Origin of the sequence: Pseudomonas sp. A6, from assembly GCF_052367875.1 — a bacterium.
GTDB lineage: Bacteria > Pseudomonadota > Gammaproteobacteria > Pseudomonadales > Pseudomonadaceae > Pseudomonas > Pseudomonas citronellolis.
In genome coordinates, this window is the sequence record NZ_CP198970.1 from 6,496,735 (window position 1) to 6,515,963 (window position 19,229).

The 19,229-nt window shown below is 63.6% G+C and carries 19 protein-coding genes and 2 pseudogenes; 9 read left to right on the forward strand and 12 right to left on the reverse strand.

Annotation, left to right across the window (positions count from 1 at the left end; genetic code table 11):
- Position 1: 1 nt before the first annotated feature.
- A complete protein-coding gene (locus ACTWJ5_RS28670) occupies positions 2-865 on the reverse strand; it encodes an isocitrate lyase/PEP mutase family protein (RefSeq protein WP_009613347.1) in 864 nt (287 codons plus the stop codon).
- A 216-nt stretch (positions 866-1,081) separates the two neighbouring features.
- Between ACTWJ5_RS28670 and ACTWJ5_RS28675 the strand changes: the two genes are divergently transcribed.
- Both ACTWJ5_RS28675 and osmE read left to right on the forward strand, forming a co-directional pair.
- Entirely contained in the window at positions 1,082-2,347 is a 1,266-nt protein-coding gene (locus tag ACTWJ5_RS28675) for an Hsp70 family protein (RefSeq protein WP_253412755.1), read from the forward strand.
- 878 nt (positions 2,348-3,225) lie between these two features.
- A complete protein-coding gene (osmE, locus tag ACTWJ5_RS28680; RefSeq protein WP_116424272.1) occupies positions 3,226-3,576 on the forward strand; it encodes an osmotically-inducible lipoprotein OsmE in 351 nt (116 codons plus the stop codon).
- Positions 3,577-3,592: 16 nt separating this feature from the next.
- Here osmE and ACTWJ5_RS28685 read toward each other — a convergent pair whose 3' ends face one another.
- On the reverse strand, positions 3,593-3,847 hold the full coding sequence (locus ACTWJ5_RS28685; RefSeq protein WP_116424271.1) for a hypothetical protein: 255 nt from the start codon (positions 3,845-3,847) through the stop codon (positions 3,593-3,595).
- 112 nt (positions 3,848-3,959) lie between these two features.
- Between ACTWJ5_RS28685 and ACTWJ5_RS28690 the strand changes: the two genes are divergently transcribed.
- Positions 3,960-4,415 (forward strand): GyrI-like domain-containing protein, encoded by a 456-nt coding sequence (locus ACTWJ5_RS28690; RefSeq protein WP_301296436.1) that lies wholly within the window; start codon positions 3,960-3,962, stop codon positions 4,413-4,415.
- Between the two features lies 1 nt (position 4,416).
- Here ACTWJ5_RS28690 and ACTWJ5_RS28695 read toward each other — a convergent pair whose 3' ends face one another.
- The gene (locus ACTWJ5_RS28695; RefSeq protein ID WP_444437007.1) at positions 4,417-6,489 is read right to left on the reverse strand and encodes an AsmA family protein; all 2,073 of its coding nucleotides are present in this window, start codon (positions 6,487-6,489) and stop codon (positions 4,417-4,419) included.
- Between the two features lie 496 nt (positions 6,490-6,985).
- On the opposite strand from ACTWJ5_RS28695, the gene ACTWJ5_RS28700 reads away from it, so the two are divergent.
- Positions 6,986-7,492: a phage infection protein gene (locus tag ACTWJ5_RS28700; protein WP_444437008.1), complete on the forward strand. Its 507-nt coding sequence runs from the start codon at positions 6,986-6,988 to the stop codon at positions 7,490-7,492.
- A gap of 69 nt (positions 7,493-7,561) precedes the next feature.
- Here the strand turns inward: ACTWJ5_RS28700 and ACTWJ5_RS28705 are convergent, their stop codons facing one another.
- On the reverse strand, positions 7,562-8,863 hold the full coding sequence (locus ACTWJ5_RS28705) for an MFS transporter (RefSeq protein WP_444437009.1): 1,302 nt from the start codon (positions 8,861-8,863) through the stop codon (positions 7,562-7,564).
- Between the two features lie 252 nt (positions 8,864-9,115).
- Between ACTWJ5_RS28705 and ACTWJ5_RS28710 the strand changes: the two genes are divergently transcribed.
- The 3 genes and pseudogenes from ACTWJ5_RS28710 to ACTWJ5_RS28720 all read left to right on the forward strand — a co-directional run bounded on the left by ACTWJ5_RS28710 (position 9,116) and on the right by ACTWJ5_RS28720 (position 11,455).
- Positions 9,116-9,361: a DUF6868 family protein gene (locus ACTWJ5_RS28710; protein ID WP_116424267.1), complete on the forward strand. Its 246-nt coding sequence runs from the start codon at positions 9,116-9,118 to the stop codon at positions 9,359-9,361.
- A gap of 309 nt (positions 9,362-9,670) precedes the next feature.
- A pseudogene (locus tag ACTWJ5_RS28715) lies at positions 9,671-10,552 on the forward strand (methyl-accepting chemotaxis protein); the annotation flags it as partial.
- A gap of 198 nt (positions 10,553-10,750) precedes the next feature.
- A complete protein-coding gene (locus ACTWJ5_RS28720; RefSeq protein ID WP_411353680.1) occupies positions 10,751-11,455 on the forward strand; it encodes a methyl-accepting chemotaxis protein in 705 nt (234 codons plus the stop codon).
- A 148-nt stretch (positions 11,456-11,603) separates the two neighbouring features.
- Here ACTWJ5_RS28720 and ACTWJ5_RS28725 read toward each other — a convergent pair whose 3' ends face one another.
- From ACTWJ5_RS28725 to ACTWJ5_RS28735, 3 genes are read right to left on the reverse strand one after another with little or no spacing between them, the layout of a single operon-like run.
- Positions 11,604-12,260, reverse strand: a complete 657-nt coding sequence (locus ACTWJ5_RS28725) for a DUF799 domain-containing protein (RefSeq protein WP_253392916.1) — start codon at positions 12,258-12,260, stop codon at positions 11,604-11,606.
- Positions 12,260-12,631: a DUF4810 domain-containing protein gene (locus ACTWJ5_RS28730; RefSeq protein ID WP_061563343.1), complete on the reverse strand. Its 372-nt coding sequence runs from the start codon at positions 12,629-12,631 to the stop codon at positions 12,260-12,262. The genes ACTWJ5_RS28725 and ACTWJ5_RS28730 overlap by 1 nt, the downstream gene beginning before the upstream one ends.
- A gap of 30 nt (positions 12,632-12,661) precedes the next feature.
- Complete coding sequence (locus tag ACTWJ5_RS28735; protein WP_009613369.1) at positions 12,662-13,339, reverse strand: CsgG/HfaB family protein; 678 nt, start codon at positions 13,337-13,339, stop codon at positions 12,662-12,664.
- A 577-nt stretch (positions 13,340-13,916) separates the two neighbouring features.
- Between ACTWJ5_RS28735 and ACTWJ5_RS28740 the strand changes: the two genes are divergently transcribed.
- A complete protein-coding gene (locus tag ACTWJ5_RS28740; RefSeq protein WP_444437010.1) occupies positions 13,917-15,452 on the forward strand; it encodes a hypothetical protein in 1,536 nt (511 codons plus the stop codon).
- A gap of 350 nt (positions 15,453-15,802) precedes the next feature.
- Complete coding sequence (locus ACTWJ5_RS28745) at positions 15,803-16,255, forward strand: BRO-N domain-containing protein (RefSeq protein ID WP_444437011.1); 453 nt, start codon at positions 15,803-15,805, stop codon at positions 16,253-16,255.
- Positions 16,256-16,436: 181 nt separating this feature from the next.
- Here the strand turns inward: ACTWJ5_RS28745 and ACTWJ5_RS28750 are convergent, their stop codons facing one another.
- The 5 genes and pseudogenes from ACTWJ5_RS28750 to ACTWJ5_RS28770 form a co-directional block, all read right to left on the reverse strand.
- Positions 16,437-16,856 (reverse strand): hypothetical protein, encoded by a 420-nt coding sequence (locus ACTWJ5_RS28750; protein WP_444437012.1) that lies wholly within the window; start codon positions 16,854-16,856, stop codon positions 16,437-16,439.
- Positions 16,857-17,020: 164 nt separating this feature from the next.
- On the reverse strand, positions 17,021-17,446 hold the full coding sequence (locus tag ACTWJ5_RS28755; RefSeq protein ID WP_444437013.1) for a hypothetical protein: 426 nt from the start codon (positions 17,444-17,446) through the stop codon (positions 17,021-17,023).
- Positions 17,447-17,614: 168 nt separating this feature from the next.
- Positions 17,615-18,007 (reverse strand): hypothetical protein, encoded by a 393-nt coding sequence (locus ACTWJ5_RS28760; RefSeq protein ID WP_444437015.1) that lies wholly within the window; start codon positions 18,005-18,007, stop codon positions 17,615-17,617.
- A gap of 592 nt (positions 18,008-18,599) precedes the next feature.
- Positions 18,600-18,854 (reverse strand): MafI family immunity protein, encoded by a 255-nt coding sequence (locus ACTWJ5_RS28765; RefSeq protein WP_444437016.1) that lies wholly within the window; start codon positions 18,852-18,854, stop codon positions 18,600-18,602.
- Between the two features lie 5 nt (positions 18,855-18,859).
- Positions 18,860-19,057: pseudogene (locus tag ACTWJ5_RS28770) on the reverse strand (hypothetical protein); the annotation flags it as partial.
- Positions 19,058-19,229: the final 172 nt, after the last annotated feature.

The window sequence follows — 19,229 nt, forward strand, 5'->3', positions numbered from 1 at the left end:
CCTACTCCTTCACTTCCATGTATTCCCTGGCGAAGATCTGGTACTCCTCCGGCAGGGTGTACTTCTTCGCCAGCTCCGAGGCTGTCAGGTCGGAGGCATCCACGCCGCGCTGCTCGCGCAGGCAGTCGTAGGTCGCCTTGATGGCGGCGAAGTAGGCGGCATGGCCGTCCACCACGATGCGCACACCGAGCTTGGCCAGGCGCTTGTCGTCGTGCAGCTTCGGGTTGCCGTAGGACACCAGCATCAGCGGCACGCTCAGGTGCCGGGCGATGGCCTCCAGGTGCTCGAAGTCGCGGATGCCGACCATGCAGATGCCGTCGGCGCCGGCGGCCTGGTAGGCCAGGGTGCGGCGGATCACGTCGTCCACCTCGATCACCTCGGCGTTGGTCCGCGCGATGATCGCCATCTCCTGGTCCACCCGCGCCTCCAGCGCCGCGCGGATCTTGCCCACGCCCTCCTCCACCGGGATCAGGTCGGTGGACTTGCGGCCGAACTGCGCCGGCAACAGGGTGTCCTCGATGGTCAGCGCGGCCACGCCGGCGCGCTCCAGCTCGACGATGGTGCGCATCACGTTCAGCGCGTTGCCGTAGCCGTGGTCGGCATCGGCGATCACCGGCAGGCGCGCCACGCGGCCGATGCGGGTGGCCTGCTCGACGAACTCGCTGAGGGTGATGAGGGCGAAGTCGGGCGCCGCGAGCACTTGTAGCGAAGCTACAGAACCACCCAGGATGCCGACCTCGAAGCCGAGGTCACCGGCGATGCGCGCCGACATCGGGTCGAACACCGATGCCGTGTGGTAGCAGGAGGAAGAGTTCAGCAACGCCCGGAAACTCTGGCGTAGCTCGTGGTGGGAGGCTCTGTGCATGGCGGGATCCAACTGCGACCTGGAAGTGGGAAAGGGTTCTGCGGAATCGGCAAACTCATGTAGCAAAACTACAGGATGGCAAATGTAGCAAAACTACAAGGCCTTCCCAAGCACTCTATAACCTCCACCGTCCAGCGGCACATGAGCCGATAGTCGAGCAGGCCCAGGCGCACTCGCGTAAACTGCGCGGCCGTTTTTTCGCCGGACCTTTCCGCCATGCTGCACTCCACTGACGCCCGCGCCCTGGGCATCGACTTCGGCACCTCCAACTCCACCGTCGGCTGGTGGCGCCCCGAGGTGGAACCGCTGATCGCACTGGAAGACGGCAAGATCACCCTGCCCTCGGTGGTCTTCTTCAACACCGAGGAACGCCGCCCGGTCTACGGCCGCCAGGCCCTGGGCGAATACCTGGAAGGCTACGAAGGGCGCCTGATGCGCTCGCTGAAAAGCCTGCTCGGCTCGCCGCTGCTCAAGAGCGAGACCACGGTGCTGGGCAGCGCCCTGCCGTTCAAGGACCTGCTCGGGCTGTTCATCGGCGAGCTGAAGAAGCGCGCCGAGGTAGTCGCCGGCCGCGAGTTCGAGGCCGTGGTGCTGGGCCGCCCGGTGTTCTTCGTCGACGACGATCCCGAGGCCGACCGCGAAGCCCAGGACACCCTGGTGGCGGTAGCGCGGAAGCTCGGCTTCAAGGACATCTCCTTCCAGTACGAGCCCCTGGCCGCGGCCTTCGACTACGAGCGCGGCATCCAGCGCGAGGAGCTGGTGCTGATCGTCGACATCGGCGGCGGCACTTCGGACTTCTCCCTGGTGCGCCTGGCCCCGGAACGCCGCGAGCAGGCCGAGCGCCAGGCCGACATCCTGGCCACCGGCGGCGTGCACATCGGCGGCACCGACTTCGACAAGCAGCTCAGCCTGCAGGGCGTGATGCCGCTGTTCGGCTACGGCAGCCGGATGAAGTCGGACGCGCTGATGCCCACCAGCTACCACCTGAACCTGGCCACCTGGCACACCATCAACGCGGTGTACGCGCAGAAGTCGCAGCTGGCGCTGAAGAACATGCGCTACGACATCGTCGACGGCACCGGCATCGACCGCCTGTTCCGCCTCATCGAACAGCGCGCCGGCCACTGGCTGGCGATGCAGGTGGAAGCCAGCAAGATCGAGCTGAGCGACAGCCAGCGCCGCGACATCGACCTGGCCCGCATCGAACCGGGCCTGGTGGCCGAGCTGACCCGCGAACTGTTCGAGGGTGCGATAGAGCCGCAACTGGAGCGCGTGCGCGCCGGCATCGGCAAGCTGCTGGGCGACGCCGACATCGACGCGGCCAAGGTCGACAGCGTGTTCTTCACCGGCGGCTCCAGCGGCGTCCCGGCCCTGCGCCAGAGCGTGGCCGCCATGCTGCCCAACGCCCGCCACGTCGACGGCGACCACTTCGGCGGGATCGGAAGTGGCTTGGCTATCGAGGCTAAAAAGCGCTACGGCTGAGAGGCTAGCTCTTCGTAGGAGCGAGCTTGCTCGCGAACCGTGCCTACCGGGGACTTTGGGGGGTGGGCTGTAGAGCGCCCTCTCCCTAACCCTCTCCCTGAAGGGAGAGGGGACCGTTCGGAGTGCGCTGATGTTTCGGCATTAGCCGGCTAGCACGGAGATTACCGACTGAAACCAATCTTCCTCTCGACACGGACTAGCCCCCTCTCCCTTCAGGGAGAGGGCTGGGGAGAGGGAACGCGCTCAGGTCCAGCTCAAGAGCAATCGGGAAACTCCGTTCGCGAGCAAGCTCGCTCCTACAAAAGCAATCACCCCGACACCGCCTGTACCCAAACCAACGCAGCGTGCCGGCCCTGCGCCGGAGCGTGGCGGCCATGCGACCCAACACTCGCCACGTCGATGGCGACCGCTGAGGCGAAGAAGCGCTACGGCTGAGAGGCAGGCTCTTCGTAGGAGCGAGCTTGCTCGCGAATCGTGCCTACCGGGGACTTTGGGGCTGGATGTAGAGCACCCTCTCCCTAACCCTCTCCCTGAAGGGAGAGGAGACCGTTGGGCAGACGCTGGTGTTCTGGAGTCAGCCGGCGACGCCGAAAGCTACCGGCTGAAACCATTCCCTCTCTCGGCACGGACAAGCCCCCTCTCCCTTCAGGGCGGGGCGCGCAGCCGAGGGCCGGGGAGAGGGAGCGGAGTCGAGCCAAAATACCCAAGCCACCTGGAAACTCCGTTCGCGAGCAAGCTCGCTCCTACAAGTCACCTCCCCCGTAGGGCGTATAACCGTTCGCGGTTATACGCCTCCTCCCCCAGTTTTTTCGAACTCCCCTCCCCACCCCCGACTCGAAACAGCACCACCCACAGGTCCGAGCCGACAAGGAGGCCCCATGTACCGGCAAGCCCTGCTGACCGTCACCGCCCTGGCCCTGCTCGCGGGCTGTTCCCATGAATCCACCCGGGTGCAGAACCCGGTCAACCTGGTGACCTACCGCGACGAGCCGCTGGTGCGCGACGTGCACGACGGCATGAGCAAGGACGAGGTGCTGCGCGTCGGCGGCCCGCCGTCCAGCAGCCAGGCGCGGGCGTACAAGGCTGGTAGCTGCAACAGCTACATCCTCAACAAGGACGGCCGCGAGCAGCCCTACTACGTGACCTTCGACGACCAGGGCAAGGTCGACGGGACCGGCTTCCTCAGTTGTTCCGAACGCGACCGCCACGACAGCGACGCCCACCCCTGAGGCCGGCGGGCGGCGCTCAGCTGAGCGCCGCCACCAGCTCGGCCTTGGTCATCCGCCAGCGCCCGCGCACGCCTGCGCGGGTCGCGCGCGCCAGCAACTCCTTGCGCGTCATGCCCAGCAACTTCTCGGCGGCCGGCTTGCTGCGCCGGGCGAGCCTGGCCAGGGCGTCCACCTCTTCCGGGCTCAGGCCCAGCTTCCCGTACTGCGCCTGAACGTGCGCCCGCTGCTTCTCATGGCGCGCCGTGTGGCCCTGCGTACCGTTGCGAGGCATGGCAATCTCCTTCTGCAAAGGGGGGAACAGAGCAATGGACCTGGCGTTGCGAAAAATATTCAGCCTTTGTCGCTGCCGTCTATCATGCGAGCAGGAAACAGGAGAGGACCTCATGAAACAGCGCATCGTCGAATTGCCCGCCTTCAGCGTGGTGGGCCTGGAATACCGTGGTGACGGCCAGGACGGCAGCATCGGCCAGCTCTGGCAGCGCTTCCTGCCGCGCGAGCATGAGGTCGCTGCGCAGGCCGACGACCGCAGCGCCTATGGCATCTGCGCCCAGGCCGCCGGCGGCGTCTTCCACTACGTCGCCGGCCTGCCGGTGGCGCCGGGCGCCGCGGTGCCCGAGGGCATGGTGAAGTTCGAAGTGCCGGCGCATAAGTACGCGGTGTTCACCCACGTCGGGCCGGTGGAAGGCATCGCCGACAGCTTCCAGCGCATCCACGCCGAACTGCTGCCCCAGCGCGGGCTGGAGCCGCGCCACGCGCCATCCTTCGAGCGCTACACCGAGCGCTTCCACGGGCCGGACGACGCCGCCTCGGAAACCGACCTGTACATCCCCGTCTACTGACTCAGCGCTTCGGCGCCCGGGCCGGCTGCTTCATCTGCGCCAGCAGGGCGGCGCACTGGTTGTCCTCGCTCTTGCTCGGCGCGATCAGCGCCAGCAGCCCGGCCGCCGGCCCCGCCGCCACGCCCAGGGCGACCATGCCGGCGCCGCGGGCGATCAGCGGGCCGGCATGCACCCCGGCCTTCGGGTTCTTGAAGGTGCCCTGCACGTATAGCGGCGAGCGCAGCGAGAACAGCCGCACGCCCTTGCTGTGGGGAATGATGTCCAGGTCCAGCTGCTCGGTGGCGAGGTTGCTGGTGCCCTCGACGTTGATGATGGCGTTCTCGGTATCGAAGGCGAAGATCCGCGGCTGGGCCAGGCCCTTGGTGATGCCGACGTCGGCCGCCGCGCAGTTGATCTTCACGTCGTCGTCGCCGAACAGCTTGGCCACCAGGTAGTTGCCGACGTTCAGCCCGGCGATCTCCATCAGCCCCTTGCTGATCCGCCCGTCGTTGATCAGCAGCTTGAGCTCGCCGTTGGCGCCGCCGAGGATGGCCGCCACCGAGTTGCCGGTGCCGGCCAGGGCGGCGTCGCCGTTGAGTTCGCCGAAGCTGGTCTGCATGGGCGCGAAGCTGGGGAACAGCTGCTTCAGCTTGAAGCCGCGGGCCTGCAGCTGCACCCGGCTCTGCATCGGCGCCTTGCCGCCGTCCAGGCGAATCTGCGCGGTCAGGCTGCCGCCGGCCACGCCGAAGCGCAGCGGGTCCAGGCGCAGCAGGCCGTTCTCCAGACGCAGGTGGGTCTGCAGGTCGCTGATGGGCAGCTTGTCGCTGTGGACGATGCGCTTGCCGGCGAACTCCACGTCGGCGTCCATGGCGCGCCAGCGCTCGGTGCGGAACTCCTCCACCGGCAGCACCTTGTCCGCCGGCTGGCGGGTGCTCTGGCCGCGCGCCTGCTTCTGTGCGTTGCTGTCGGCGCCGATCAGCGGGCCGAGGTCGGCCATGCGCAACTGCTCGGAGGTCAGCTTGCCGCTGAGCCGCGGCCGCGGCTGGCCGTTGACGAAGGTCAGGCTGCCGTGCAGGTCGCTCTCGCCGACCTTGCCGTTGAAGTTCTGGTACTCGAAGCGCGCGCCGGCCGGCTCGTGCAGTTGCGCGCGCAGGCGGCCGTCGGTGGAATAGGCCGGGGTGTCCGGCAGGGTCACGCCGGTCAGCGGGTAGAGATTGGCCATGCTGGTGCCGGCCAGCTTCAGGCGCAGGTCCAGGGCGCCCAGGTGCAGCGGGTCGGTGAGGGTGCCGAGCACCGCGGCGCGGGTGTCGCCCACCTTCACCTCGGCCTGCAGCGGGAACGGCCGGCTGGCGTCTTCCAGGGCCAGCACGCCGCCCACCTTGCCCTCGCCGGCCAGCGGCAGGCCCTTGTAGGTGCCGCGCACCTTCCAGCCGAACACGTAGTCCTGGGTGGCCGCCGCCTGCTCACCGCCCAGCGCCTTGCCGGCCAGTTGGGCGAAGGGCACCGGCTTGCCGAGGCTGTCCACGAGCACTTCCAGGCGCGTCTTCAGGGTCTGGTCGTCGAAGCCCACGCGGCCCTTGTCGAAGCCGATCTCGCCGATGGCCAGGGACCAGGGCGTGGGCTCCTCGGGCTGCCCTTCTTCCTTGGGCGGCAGGGTGAAGGTCCAGTTGGCGCGGCCGTCGGCCAGGCGCAGCAGGTCGGCGCTGGGCTGCGTCAGGCGCACCTGCGGGATCACCACCTGGTGCCACAGCAGCGGCAGCGGCGAAAGGCGGAACTCCACGTGCTTGAGGCTGGCGAACTCGGCCGCGCGGGTCTTGCCCTGCGCCCAGTCGGGGTTGCCCAGGGTGATGTCGCTGGCGGCGAAGTGCGGCCAGGGCACCCAGGCGCGCCAGCCGCCCTCCTCCGGCTCGCGCTGCCAGAGCACCTGCAACTCGCCGTTGATGGCGAAGGGGCGGCCGATGGCGGCGGAGACCTTGTCGTTGATCAACGGCCGCACGCGGTTCCAGTCGAAGGTGGCGATGAACGCCAGCGCCGCCACCAGCAGGGTGAGCAGGCCGGCAAGGCTGAACAGGCAGATTTTTGCGCCGCGCGTCATGCAGAACTCCTTGTCGCCGCGTCGGTTGGGTGCGCCCAGGCAGGCTCTTCTACCGGGTTGGACCGCAGGGCGCCGGCGAAATGCCGGAAAAATCGCCGGGGCGGAAAATCGAACGTTTCCCCAACGTAGCACGCCACCCCGACCGCACGCCGACATCCGCGCGTCGATGCAAGCCGACGCCATGCCCCCAGAAACAGGCACAACCGCTCTGGCATGCGGTTCAGCGAGCGATTTGGCCGCTTCCGGGAAGGCTCCCGGGCTGCCACATCGATAAAACATCCAATAAACAGATATAAACAATCGCATCGATACAGCCCATCGAGGCCATTGATAGAAGTCAATATTTAAAATCATCTAATTGTTTTTAAAAGGATTAATCAAACATCATCGCCATCGATAGCGACCATTACCCGGCTTCGTTTTCAAATCGATAATCCAGATTGGATACTGGCTCCGTGTCCAGAACAACACCCCTTTCCTCCAGGAGCCAAACATCATGAAACGCACTCTCACCTTCGGTTTCGCCCTTTCCCTGATCGCCGCCAACCTCGCCTTCGCCGCCCCGCAAGTGGCCGAGAACGGTTCCTCCTACAGCGTCGACCGTCTGCACCAGCAAATGCAGGCCCGCGTCGCCGAGAACGGCAGCGGCCAGACCATCGAGCGCCTGCACAAGCAACTGAGCGAGCAGGTCCGTGTTTCGGAAAACGGCAGCAGCCAGACCATCGACCGCCTGCACAAGCAAATGGGTGAAGAAGCCCGCGTGGCCGAGAACGGCAGCAGCCGCACCATCGACCGCCTGCACCAGCAGATGGGTGAAGAGGCCCGCGTAGCCGAGAACGGCAGCTCCAACACCATCGACCGTCTGCACAAACAGATGGGTAGCGAGGAAGCCCGCGTGGCCGAAAACGGCAGCAGCCACACCATCGACCGTCTGCACGGCGCCATGAGCGTTGCCGAATCCGGTGGCGACACCGTCTTCAACGCCCACTTCCGTCAGGCCTGAAGCAACGCGCAGTACACCGCAAGGTGAAAGAAAAGCCCGGCATTCGCCGGGCTTTCTCATTTCTGCGGGTCAGCTCGCCTGGTCGGGCGAACCGTCGGAGCGGCCGATGCTCGGCGGGGCCTCCACCACCAGCTCTTCCGGCACCTCTTCCACCCGCGGGTCGAGGGTGGCGGCCATGGGGCTGACGGTGTCGGGCATGGCCACGTGGTGCAGCGGCGCCTCGTCGACGCGGTGGATGCCGGTGACGCGCCGCGGCTGGACCCAGAAGATCAGCAGCAGCGCATAGGCCGACACCAGCATGTAGAACATGCCCGGGCCGAAGTGGCTCATCAGCGCGCCGGCGAACAGCGGGCCGATGCACGCGCCCACCCCGTAGGTGGTCAGCAGCATGGCCGAAAGCGCCACGCGCCGCGGCTGCTCGACGTGGTCATTGGCCAGGGCCACCGCCAGCGGATAGAGGGTGAACAGCAGCATGCCGGTGACGAAGCCGTTGGCCAGCAGCGCCCAGTACGGCAGCTGGATCAGCCCCCACATCGGCGCGGCGGCCACGCACAGCAGCAGCGCGTTGCCGCGGATCAGCCAGCTGCGGTTGACGCGGTCCGACAGCCAGCCCAGCGGCCACTGCGCGCAGAAGCCGGCGACGATGCACATGCCGACGAACAGGCTCGACTGCGAAGTGTCCAGCCCATTGCGGTTGGCGTACACCGGCGCCAGGCCGTAGAAGGCGCCGACCATCAGGCCGGCGACGAAAATGGTGCCCAGCGACTGCGGCACGCGCCTCCAGAAGAAGCCGATCTCCAGCGGCGCCGCCACCAGCTTGGCCGGGTGCACCCGGCGCGTCAGCGCCAGCGGGATCAGGCAGGCGGAAAAGCAGATCGCCACCAGCAGCAACGGCTTGTAGTCCAGCGCCGGGCTCGCCGCCAGCAGGCCCTGGCCGAGCACCAGGCCGAGGTCCACCGCGACCATGTAGCCGGCGAACACCTTGCCGCGCTGGTGCCCTTCGGCCTGCTCGTTGAGCCAGCTCTCGATCACCATGTACTGGTTCATCATCACCGCGCCCATCACGAAGCGCAGCGCCACCCAGACCGCCAGGGTGTCGATGAGCGCGTGCAACAGCACGATCACCGTGGCCAGGCCCGCGCAGGCCACGTAGGAACGGATGTGGCCGAAGCCGGCGATCAGCTTGTGGCCGAACTTGCCGCCGCAGACCAGGCCGAAGTAGTAGGCCGCCATCAGGCCGCCGACCCACAGGTCGCCGGCGCCCTCGGCGGTCAGGCGCAGGCCCATGTAGGTGGTGAACAGGCCGGAGCCGGCCAGCATCAGAAGGGTGGCGGTGTAGAGCGCGGGGAAGGTGACGAGCGGGCTGAACATGGGGCTACCTCGCCGGGCGACGCTGCGCACGGCGGACGAGAGGACCAGGGAGAGGGGCCGGGAAACCACGGGCGCAGCGGGGCGACCACCACCGCGCGGGAACCGGCCGCGGGCCACGCCGCAAAGCCGCGGCACGGCAGCGGCGCATTATCCACGGCGGCCGGCCGCCCCGCCATTGGCCGCGACGTTCGGCGAGTGTCGGAACCGTCCGACATAGACGCCCTCGAATGAAAAAACGCCCGGGAGATCGCCATGAACGTCAGAGACCCGCAGGAATTCCTGCTCTGGTGCACCCTGCTCAACTACGCCGTGCTGCTGCTCTGGTTCGGCGCCTTCAGCCTCGCCCACGACGGCCTGTACCGCCTGCACAGGCACTGGTTCGGCCTGGGCCGGGAAGCCTTCGACGCCCTGCACTACGGCGGCATGGCGGTGTACAAGATCGGCATCCTGCTGCTCAACCTGGTGCCGCTGCTGGCGTTGTGGATAACCGGGGGCTGAGCCGCCCCCGGAACGGTGCGCCTCGTTTCTGGCGTCAGATTTTTCTCACTTTTTCCTACGGTTCCGCCATGCCCTGCCGATAACACCTCCCTGGCGCGGTGCGCCTCGCCATGGCCTCGACAAGAACAATCTCCGAATGGCCTGCCTTCACCGAACCTTCTTTGGAGATCGTCAATGCATAGCTGGATATCCAACCTGAGCGTGAACCTCAAGTTGGCCCTCGGCTTCGGCGTGGTCCTGGCGTTTACCGCCATCCTCGCCGTGGTCAGTTGGGTCGGCCTGGGCTCGCTGATCGACCGCAGCAACTGGATGAGCGACATCACCGAGCTCAACGCCCGCCTCACCAAGCTGCGCATCACCCGCCTGCAATACATGATCGCCGACGGCGGCGAGCAGGAAGCCGGCGCCGTCATGAGCGCCCTGGGCGAATTCAAGGCGCACCAGCAGAAACTGCGCGGCTACTTCGTCAGCCCCGAGAACGTGCGCATGCTCGACCAGTTGGGCGGCGTCATCGCCGACTACGAGAAATCCCTGGCCGCCATGCGCAGCGGCTACCAGAACGCCAGCGCCACCCGCCGCGCCCTGGAAGGCGAGGCCGCCCGCGCCGGCGAGCTGACCGCGCAACTGCAGGAAGACGTGCTCAAGGCCCCGGCCGACGAAGAACGCGCCGCCCGCTACCAGGCCATCAGCCGCACCCGCGAGGACCTGCTGCAGGCCCGCTACGACGTGCGCGACTACCTGGCCACCGCCCTGTCCCGCGATGGCGACGGCGTCACCCGCCACCTGGACGAAAGCCTCGCCAGCCTACCGACGCTGGAAAGCACCCTCGGCCCCGACCTGGCGGCCCGCGTGCAGCAACTGGGCGCTGCGCTGCGCGGCTACCGCGAGGGCGTACAGGCCCTGCGGGCGAACATGGCCGCCATCGTCCAGGCGCGCAAGGAAATGACCACCCAGGGCCAGGACATCGTCAAGCTCAGCGAATCTCTCTACCAACTGCAACTGGACCGCCGCGACATCGAAAGCGCCCGCGCCCGCAACCTGCAGGTGCTCTTCACCCTGCTGGCCCTGGTGCTGGGCGGCCTGGCCGCGGTGGTCATCACCCGGCAGATCACCCGCCCACTGCACGCCACCATGGAAGTGGTCGACCGCATCGCCGCCGGCGACCTGTCCCGCGACATCCAGGTCGAGCGCCGCGACGAACTCGGCCGCCTGCAACAGAGCATGCAGCGCATGAGCCACAGCCTGCGCGACCTGATCGGCGGCATCCGCGATGGCGTGACGCAGATCGCCAGCGCCGCCGAGGAGCTGTCGGCGGTCACCGAGCAGACCAGCGCCGGTGCCAACAGCCAGAAGGTGGAAACCGACCAGGTGGCCACCGCCATGCACGAAATGTCCGCCACCGTGCAGGAAGTGGCGCGCAATGCCGAGCAGGCCTCCCAGGCCGCGTCCGCCGCCGACCGCGAGGCCCACGACGGCGACCGCGTGGTGAACCAGGCCGTGGAACAGATCGAGCGCCTGGCCGAGGAAGTGGAACGCTCCGCCGACGCCATGCAGCGTCTGGAACAGGAGAGCGAGAAGATCGGCAAGGTCATGGACGTGATCAAATCGGTGGCCGAACAGACCAACCTGCTGGCCCTCAACGCTGCCATCGAAGCCGCCCGCGCCGGCGAGGCCGGCCGCGGCTTCGCCGTGGTGGCCGACGAAGTCCGCGCCCTGGCCCAGCGCACCCAGCAGTCCACCGAAGAGATCGAAGCCCTGGTCGCCGGCCTGCAGAGCGGCACCCGCCAGGTCTCCAGCGTCATGCTCGGCAGCCGCGAACTGACCGCCAGCAGCGTGGCCCTGAGCCGCCAGGCCGGCGAATCCCTGGGCAGCATCACCCGCACCGTGTCGAACATCCAGGCGATGAACCAGCAGATCGCCACCGCGGCCGAGGAACAGAGCGCCGTGGCCGAGGAAATCAGCCGCAGCGTGGTGAGCGTGCGCGACGTCTCCGAACAGACCGCCGCGGCCAGCGAAGAAGTCGCCGCCTCCAGCGTGGAACTGGCGCGCCTGGGCGGGCAATTGCAGACGCTGGTGAGCCATTTCCGCGTCTGATCAGAATCGTCTGATTCCCCCGCCAGGCCCGCCCGGCGAAAGCTGGGCGGGCCCTTGCTGAGGGTGGATGGGTCATGGCAGGGACGCCGGGCCCATCCTTGCCGGCGGCAGAAGAGACAACCTCATCCCTTCGCCCGGCCTCGGCGGGTCAGTCGGTGCCGTACTTCGGCGAACGCGGACCGTACAACAGCGCACCCGGTTGCCCGGCGGACAGCAGGCGCTGGCTGGCGACACCGGCGATGGGGTAGCCGGCATCGTCCTGGGCGCTGCTGATGATCTGCTTGACCGCCGCGGTGATCAGCATGCCCAGCAGGCCGCCGTTGTTGCTGCTGCCCTCCTCGCTGGAGGCGGTGGCGCTTCCCGTCCACAGGGTGGTGCCGGTCTTCAGGTCCACCAGCTTGGCCCCGGCGGTCACCACGGTCGCGCTGCTCAGCACCATGTAGCTGGTGCCGTACTGCGTCACGGTGATGTACAGGGCCGCATCCGCACCGAAGATTTCCTGCAGCTTCGCCGGGGACACCGCATGGATGTCCGCCGGGGTGGAGAGGCCGTTCTGGCGGAACGTCTCGGCCACCAGCGCCACCGGCAGCACGTAGTAACCGGCCTCGGCGAGCGGGAAGGTCACCTGCGAGAGCATGCTGTAGGTCGCCTTCACGTCCGGCGAATCGTTCAGCGGCGGCAGCACCAGGATCGAGCGCGGCCGGGCCTGCTTGTAGGCGGAGTAGTCGACGGTCTTCTGCGGCGCACAACCGGCGAGCAGCGCCAGCGCAAACAGGGCCAGCAAAGTCTTGATCGGGTTCCACATCACTTGCTACCTCCCTGCCTTGCGTTCTTCAGCAGAAAATCCATGTAGGCCGACGACTCCGGGAACAGCGCCTTCTCGGTATTGAACTGCTGGACCATCTGGTCGTCCTTGCCCAGGCTCGAATACAACAGGCCCAGTTGCGCGTGATAGCCCGGCGGAACATGGCCGTCGGTGGCGGCGATCTTCTGCAGGTCGCGCTCCAGCGCCTCGGCCTGCGCCTCCTTCGCCTCGGTGGTGAAATAGTCGTGGACCTGGGACTGGTAGCTTTCCCACTGGTACAGCGTCTTCGGCGAGGAACACCCGGCAAGCGACGCCACGCCTGCGCACACCAGCGCCACCAGGCAGCCCCTGGAAACAAAGTTCTTACCCATGAACATCACTACTCCCTGCTTTCCTTCGGGTTATCGGGCCGGGTTCCAGGCGCCGCTGTCCACCGCGTTCACCAGCTTGTTCACCGCCTCGCGCATGGCCAGGTCGAGGACCTTGCCGTTGAGCGTGGAGTCATAACTGGCGGTGCCGCCGAAGCCGATGATCTCGCGGTTCGACAGCTCGTACTCGCCCGCCCCCTGCGAGGAATAGACGACCTCGGAGGTGCTGATGTTGACGATGTTCAGCGCGACCTTGGCATAGGCCACCTGGGTCTTGCCGCGCCCGAGAATGCCGAACAGCTGGCGGTCGCCGACCTCCTTGCGACCGAATTCGGTGACATCGCCGGTCACCACATAGTCGGCGCCCTTGAGCTGCTGGGCCTGGCCCTTGATAGCGGCCTCCTGCTGGATCTCGCTCATGTTGTCGCGGTCCAGCACGTTGAAGCGGTTGGTCTGCTGCAGATGGGTGATCAGGATGGTCTTCGCCTGGCCGCCAAGGCGGTCGACGCCATCGGAGAAGATGCCCCGCATATAGCTGGAGCGGTTATCGAACTTGCCCACCGCAATGGGCGAACGCACGCCGGAATACGGCTTGTTGACGCTCTCCACCTGTTGCACCGGCAGCGCCCTGGAGCTTTCCGTGGCACAACCGCCGACCGTCAGCAGGGCGGCGGACGCCACGCCCAACAACAAGCCCCGGGACATTTTCATCTTCACACTGCATTCCCCCTCGGAAATCCAATAAACAGGGCCGCCAGCCAATGCCGACGGCCGTCCTCTCAATGGCCAGGCAATGCCATCGAGCCACCATGGCAACCGGAACCACGATGGGCCCGGGCACCCGACGCGCACGGCGGAGCCCATGCGCGCAGGCATGCGAGGAAGGAAAGTTCGAGCACGGGAAACGCAGCCGCTACAGGACGTACCGGCGTGAACGGCAGGAAGAGGCGAGACAAGGCCTGGCATCCAGCCTGTGGGAATGAACTGCATCCCGTCGATCCTTCGAAAACATCTTGTTACCTGGCCGCGCCATTAAAACACAAGCATTGAGCCACCACCCACGCCACCTACGTGGAATCAGAAGTGCCTCAAGAAATCCTCTTCGCGCAGTGGACGGAACCGCGGCTCCAGCATGGGGCTCCTGGCCATTGCGAGCACGCCGGCGCGCAACAGTCCATGCAAAAAGCCCTTTCCCCAGCGTTTTTCAGATGTGTCCTAAACCCATCGCATAGCGAAGCAAGCAGTCTCCGGGCAAGTTCTGGAGAACCGCAACCTAGAGCCTTCCGCGATGAAAACGCAGTCGAACGACGCCACCCGGCGCCCCGACGTTGCCTACCTGGCAACCCGGACACGAACCCTCTACCACCGCCTGGTCGACCTGGACTCCGCACGCCTGCCGCCAGCCACACGCCTCAAGCAACTGGAGCGTTCGCGAGCGGAAGTCTTCGACCTGGGGCACAACCTCGCCGAATTGCTCGGCGACCGACGGGGCAGCACCGAGCGACGGCGGGCGGACAAGGCGGCGCAACTCATCGCCGCCCTGCACCGCCGGCTGATCCAGGGCTACTGGGCCCTGGCCCGGGGCGAATGCGCCGAGGCGCAACTCAAGGCACTGCTCTTGCAGCGCACGCTGCGCAGCGCCCAGGAAATCCACTTCAGCGCCCTGCTCAACGGCCAGGAGGCACCGGCCGGTTTCTGGCGCCTGCTCCATCGCCTCTACGCCAAGGCCCGGCAGGCGTCGCTGCAGGACATCGACGTGAAGGACCCGGAAATCCCGGAAGCCCGCAGCCAGAGCATCAGCCGCGGCTACCTCGGCGCGTTGCTGCTGGCCAGCTCCGCTCCCCTGCAGATGCCCGGGGAAGCCCTGCAGGTGCTGATCGAATCCCTGGAAACGCTCGCCTCGACAGCCCGCCTGGACAATGCCCGCGACACCGACCGCTGGATCGTCGCCAGCGACCGCGACCAACCCTTCCTCGACACCGCCAAGGCGCCCGCCGCCGAAGGCCACCTGGCCCTGCAACTGGACGAAGCGCTCAAGGTGATGCAGCACTTCAAGGGCCTCGGCGCCGCCGGCGAGGGGTTCGACCTGAAGGACCACCTGCTGCGCAGTTGGCGCGGCCAGGCGCCCGGCGCCAACTGGGAAGCCTGCCACGGCTTCGGCGCACTTCTGGAGCACCTGGGCGCCGGCAGGGACGAGGCCGCCCTGGACGCCCAGCACTTCGCCCTCCAGGCCAAGGCGCAGGACGTCTGGGCAATCCACAGCGACGGCCGGGGCGGGCTCGACGAAGAAGTGCCGCACCTGGAGCCCATCGAATTCAAATCCCCCAGCGAAAGCGCCGCCGAACGGCCCCCGGTCATAGCGCTGAGCCAGGTCACGCCCCTTTCCAACGGAGTATCCGCGCTCTGGAGCAACGGCGAGCCCCCACCGCCCAAGGCCGGCGACCTGCTCGGCATCCGCCCCGGCTCCGAAGCGCCCTGGCAACTGGCGCGCGTCGACAGGGCAACCCCGGCAGGCAACGGCCAAGCCCTGCTCACCCTCACCTGGCTCTCGAAACATCCCCGCGCCTGCCGCATCACCCTGCGCAGCAAACTGCAGGAAAGCGCCCCACGCAACGCCCTGCTGCTGGACGACGCCGGCACGACACGCATCCTCTGCCCCACGCTACCGCTGGCCAGCGGCAAGAAGCTGCTGGTGGAGGAAGCTGAAAGCCGCTACATCGCCCTGCTCGGCGAGGTGCAGGACGGCGGAGCGGAACCGGCCTGCTTCAGGTTGCAGCGCCTGGACATCGAGGTGGAGGCAGAGCCGGCTGGCAGCCCGGGATAAATCCGCCGCCTTTTCGCCAAGGCCCGTCCTACAGGGAATTTCGGAAATTATCCGTCTTCCGCCGCTCCAGCGACCTGCCTATCCTGCCCCGGCCACGGTCAGTCCCGTGGCCGGGTTTGACAGTCCGACGAATAGGCGCGATGCGCCAGAAGGTGCAGGCGAAAACGGCGAACGTTTTCGCAGGCTCCCGCACACCTGCAGTTTTCTGCTGCAATCCTCCATGGCGGATCGTGCGGGGGAGACCTTCGGGTCTGCCGGTTCCTATTCCCGGTCTGTCACCCCCGCACGGTCCGCCTCCATTCGACTGACAGCGGATGGCGGCGGCTCCTCAATGGAATAGGAGTCCGACAATGCACGACGCATACACCCCAACCACCTTCATTCGCCACGGCCGCCCCCTGCGCGGCGTGATGATCGACAACCAACCCTGGTTCGCCGCCCAGGACCTCGCCCGCCTCCTCGGCTTCGGCTACCCCCAGCGCTTCCACCATCGCTTCCGCCCCCACGAAACCCGCCGCATCCACGTCCGCTACGCCACCGACAGCGAAGAACCGCTCGACATGATCAACGAAGCCGGCCTCTACAAGGCCCTGGTCCGCTTCGGCCACCCGGAAAGCCAGCACCTGGACCAATGGCTGAGCCGCGAAGTCATCCCCACCCTGCGCGACCAACACACCCCCGACGACCACACACCCCGCCGCGTACTGATGAACTGGCAGGCACGCCGGGTGATGTTGCTGGATTGGCAGGGGGAACTGTGGGTGCCGCTGGAGGAGATGCCGAGGTTGATGCGGGATCGGTGAGGGGTAGGTGCGGCTATTTACTGGTTCAGGAAAAAGGGGATGGGCTTATTCTCTGAAAATAGAAAATAAGTCTGCCTCTTTCCCCTCTGACTCTAACCGCCGGATCAATTTAAGAGCAGAAAAACGAACTCACGCCCTTTTCCTTTTTCAGTCTGGCGTTTCACCAAGAGTTACCAAATTGCTAGCAGTCGACACTCTTTTGCTTGGCTTCCAACGCTTTAATCGCCCGCACACCTAGAAACGAGAAGCCAATAAATGCAAACACAACCAGATGCATAGCCAGGCCAGCCCAAGACTGAACATAAAAGGCAAACAGTGTGTCAGCTATATATACAGCCAGCGGAACAATCAGAATCCTGGGGATTGTTTTCGAAGCGTAAGCGATAGCGGCGAGAATGGCAGCCGCAACCAAGTGCAGCGCAGCACCAGGAATAGCGAATGGTAAAATTAAGCCGGCAAGGATCACCACGTCATGGTGCATGATCAGAAATATTCCATTTGCAGCGGTGAAGCCTGCAACCCAGTATGTCCAGTTACGAGGCGTCTTGCGCAGACGTTGCATACGGAACGCTAGTACTTTTGGATCGTGCGTCTCAGTCATATTTGAATTTCCCTATAGTAATTTACAAGTGAGCAGTTAGTGTAGAGAGCGACAGCTGAGCACATTGATAGCCCCAGAAAAAGGGGACAGATTTATTTTCATTACTCTAGCCCTGCCCGCCAGATCAGTTTTAGAGTAGAAAAAATAAATCTGCCCCTTTTCGGTCATTTCGCTTTCCAGTCTCGCATCCCACTATACGGATCATCTATATTATCTCTCAACTCCTCTACTGCTTCATGTATCTCCTTCAATACATCAGGAGACACTTGGCTGGAGTCGAGGGCACTCAAAAACCTAAGAACACGCCCAAGCCCTAGTCTCGCGACTATCGAAACTATCGTTTCTGCTGCCCCTAAGCTTTGGCCATCCCAAAGTGCGACTAAAGCATCCTCTATTGACGATCTTAATTCACCATTCAAAAAATCATAAGTATTCCACTGCCTATCGCTTAACTCTGAAAGAGCATTAAGAGCATCTTCCTTAGACACCACTCCAGACTTAACACCCTCCAATACCTCAGCAAACTCACAACTTATAGCTTCTATCGACATAGACTCTGGCAAACACCGATAATACTCAGCAGACTTCATACATTAAAAACCCACAGGAATATGAGTTAAATTATAAAAAAGGGGGACAGATTTATTTTCATTACGCTAGCCCTGCCCGCCAGATCAGCTTTAGAGTAGAAAAATAAATCTGTCCCTTTTCGTCTCTTTTCGTCGGTCCCCTTTTCGCCGCCCTCCCTGCAGTCGACTTCATTCGACCATCTTTTTTATAAATCGAAGCCCACCCTTATCTCGAACCACATACACTGACTCATACTGAAAAGACAGGATAAATCCAAAATCTGTTTCACCAGAGAGCCTAGTTAGAAATCCTTCAATATCAGACTGACTATAATCGAGGGTGCTTGCCCTACAATGAATTGCCCCCCTTATGCCGACCTTCCATGTAAGCTGGACACCCTCAGCCACAACGTCATCAAACTCATCGGCATAACTAAACACGAAATGTGAACCTGACTTATTAAACTCCCCCCATAACTCCTCTCCCTCATGCGAGAAGCACTCCCCCATATGAGAGAGCACCTTGGCCACATCATCAAGCTTCGCCCCCCTCTCCAACTCCAAAGACATTGTAATAGTCATCACCCACCCTTAATAACCTTAACCCCCCATCTTACCTTTTAAAAAGGGGTAGATTTATTCCTCGTGCTCTAATCCTGCCCAGCCGGCCAACTCTAGAGCAAGGAAAATAAATCCGCCCCTTTTCGTTTAACAAGTTTAAACCACATACAGAGATAAAGTTTGACAATGGCAACTCAGCAGAGCTTTCAACACCTGACAAAAGGGCATCCTGCAACTTAACCACCCCCTCTCGAAGTCAAGAACAACATCAAAACAATTAAACTCAAATTCCCTGATTAAAACATTATCCGAGCGTGCCCTTTCATCAATCGCCCTATTCAAAACAGCGCACACTAGCATTAAACTCCTGAGCGATAAACTGCTCCATTAGATAACCACCGTTAGTCATGATCACCTCCCTAATTAGAGCGGGAACGCCGTCTGAATCACCCCATCACGAACATTAACCTTAATCGTGGAGGTTAAAAAAAGTGAAACAAAAAAGCAAAAAAGGGGACAGATTTATTTATCACACCCTAATCCTGTCCAGTCAGCCAGCTTTAGAGTAGGAAAAATAAATCTGTCCCCTTTTCGCTCTCTTTTCGTTGTTGCTCTACTTCTTTAGCCCCAGCAAATGTTTAAATGGCCCCTCATCCATATTCAGCCCCAAATCTCGAGCCAGCTCAACCGCCTCACTATACTCTTCATCCGTTATAGAAACATTATACTCACAGATATGATCACACAATATCTCGAACGCTAGACCCTCTTCGTTATACGCGACATAATCCAAGACACCCTTAAGAAGATCAGCACTCAAACGCCCCTCAAATCTAGCACTAAACTTCACAATACGATCTGCAAACATAAAACCTACTTAATTGGCTTATAAGGTGGTACAGGAGCGTCATCAGGGAACGCAGTAATTACCTTCCCTGTAGCTGGCTGGTATACAATTCGCATGCGCACACCATCACGAACTTCATAAGCCACCCATTTTGCCGGATCTCCCTTAGCCGTATAAACCCAACCCGTCCCAGTTTGCGCATACCATTTAGTCTCTGGAGACGTCCAAAAGAAAAAGAAAGAAAAAAGGGGACAGATTTATTTCTCACACCCTAACCCTACCCAGCCAGCCAGCCAGCCAGCCAGCCAGCTTTAGAGTATGAAAAATAAATCTGCCCTTTTCGCGCCCTTTTTGGATGTTACTCAGTCTACCCCTTACCCCTGGCCTTAAAGTAAT

What these genes read in the sequence shown, in the direction of transcription:
- ACTWJ5_RS28670 (WP_009613347.1), bottom strand. Translation starts at nt 865, where the DNA reads ATGCACAGAGCCTCCCACCACGAGCTACGCCAGAGTTTCCGGGCGTTG.
- ACTWJ5_RS28675 (WP_253412755.1), top strand. Translation starts at nt 1,082, where the DNA reads ATGCTGCACTCCACTGACGCCCGCGCCCTGGGCATCGACTTCGGCACC.
- osmE (WP_116424272.1), top strand. Translation starts at nt 3,226, where the DNA reads ATGTACCGGCAAGCCCTGCTGACCGTCACCGCCCTGGCCCTGCTCGCG.
- ACTWJ5_RS28685 (WP_116424271.1), bottom strand. Translation starts at nt 3,847, where the DNA reads ATGCCTCGCAACGGTACGCAGGGCCACACGGCGCGCCATGAGAAGCAG.
- ACTWJ5_RS28690 (WP_301296436.1), top strand. Translation starts at nt 3,960, where the DNA reads ATGAAACAGCGCATCGTCGAATTGCCCGCCTTCAGCGTGGTGGGCCTG.
- ACTWJ5_RS28695 (WP_444437007.1), bottom strand. Translation starts at nt 6,489, where the DNA reads ATGACGCGCGGCGCAAAAATCTGCCTGTTCAGCCTTGCCGGCCTGCTC.
- ACTWJ5_RS28700 (WP_444437008.1), top strand. Translation starts at nt 6,986, where the DNA reads ATGAAACGCACTCTCACCTTCGGTTTCGCCCTTTCCCTGATCGCCGCC.
- ACTWJ5_RS28705 (WP_444437009.1), bottom strand. Translation starts at nt 8,863, where the DNA reads ATGTTCAGCCCGCTCGTCACCTTCCCCGCGCTCTACACCGCCACCCTT.
- ACTWJ5_RS28710 (WP_116424267.1), top strand. Translation starts at nt 9,116, where the DNA reads ATGAACGTCAGAGACCCGCAGGAATTCCTGCTCTGGTGCACCCTGCTC.
- ACTWJ5_RS28720 (WP_411353680.1), top strand. Translation starts at nt 10,751, where the DNA reads ATGTCCGCCACCGTGCAGGAAGTGGCGCGCAATGCCGAGCAGGCCTCC.
- ACTWJ5_RS28725 (WP_253392916.1), bottom strand. Translation starts at nt 12,260, where the DNA reads ATGTGGAACCCGATCAAGACTTTGCTGGCCCTGTTTGCGCTGGCGCTG.
- ACTWJ5_RS28730 (WP_061563343.1), bottom strand. Translation starts at nt 12,631, where the DNA reads ATGGGTAAGAACTTTGTTTCCAGGGGCTGCCTGGTGGCGCTGGTGTGC.
- ACTWJ5_RS28735 (WP_009613369.1), bottom strand. Translation starts at nt 13,339, where the DNA reads ATGAAAATGTCCCGGGGCTTGTTGTTGGGCGTGGCGTCCGCCGCCCTG.
- ACTWJ5_RS28740 (WP_444437010.1), top strand. Translation starts at nt 13,917, where the DNA reads ATGAAAACGCAGTCGAACGACGCCACCCGGCGCCCCGACGTTGCCTAC.
- ACTWJ5_RS28745 (WP_444437011.1), top strand. Translation starts at nt 15,803, where the DNA reads ATGCACGACGCATACACCCCAACCACCTTCATTCGCCACGGCCGCCCC.
- ACTWJ5_RS28750 (WP_444437012.1), bottom strand. Translation starts at nt 16,856, where the DNA reads ATGACTGAGACGCACGATCCAAAAGTACTAGCGTTCCGTATGCAACGT.
- ACTWJ5_RS28755 (WP_444437013.1), bottom strand. Translation starts at nt 17,446, where the DNA reads ATGAAGTCTGCTGAGTATTATCGGTGTTTGCCAGAGTCTATGTCGATA.
- ACTWJ5_RS28760 (WP_444437015.1), bottom strand. Translation starts at nt 18,007, where the DNA reads ATGACTATTACAATGTCTTTGGAGTTGGAGAGGGGGGCGAAGCTTGAT.
- ACTWJ5_RS28765 (WP_444437016.1), bottom strand. Translation starts at nt 18,854, where the DNA reads ATGTTTGCAGATCGTATTGTGAAGTTTAGTGCTAGATTTGAGGGGCGT.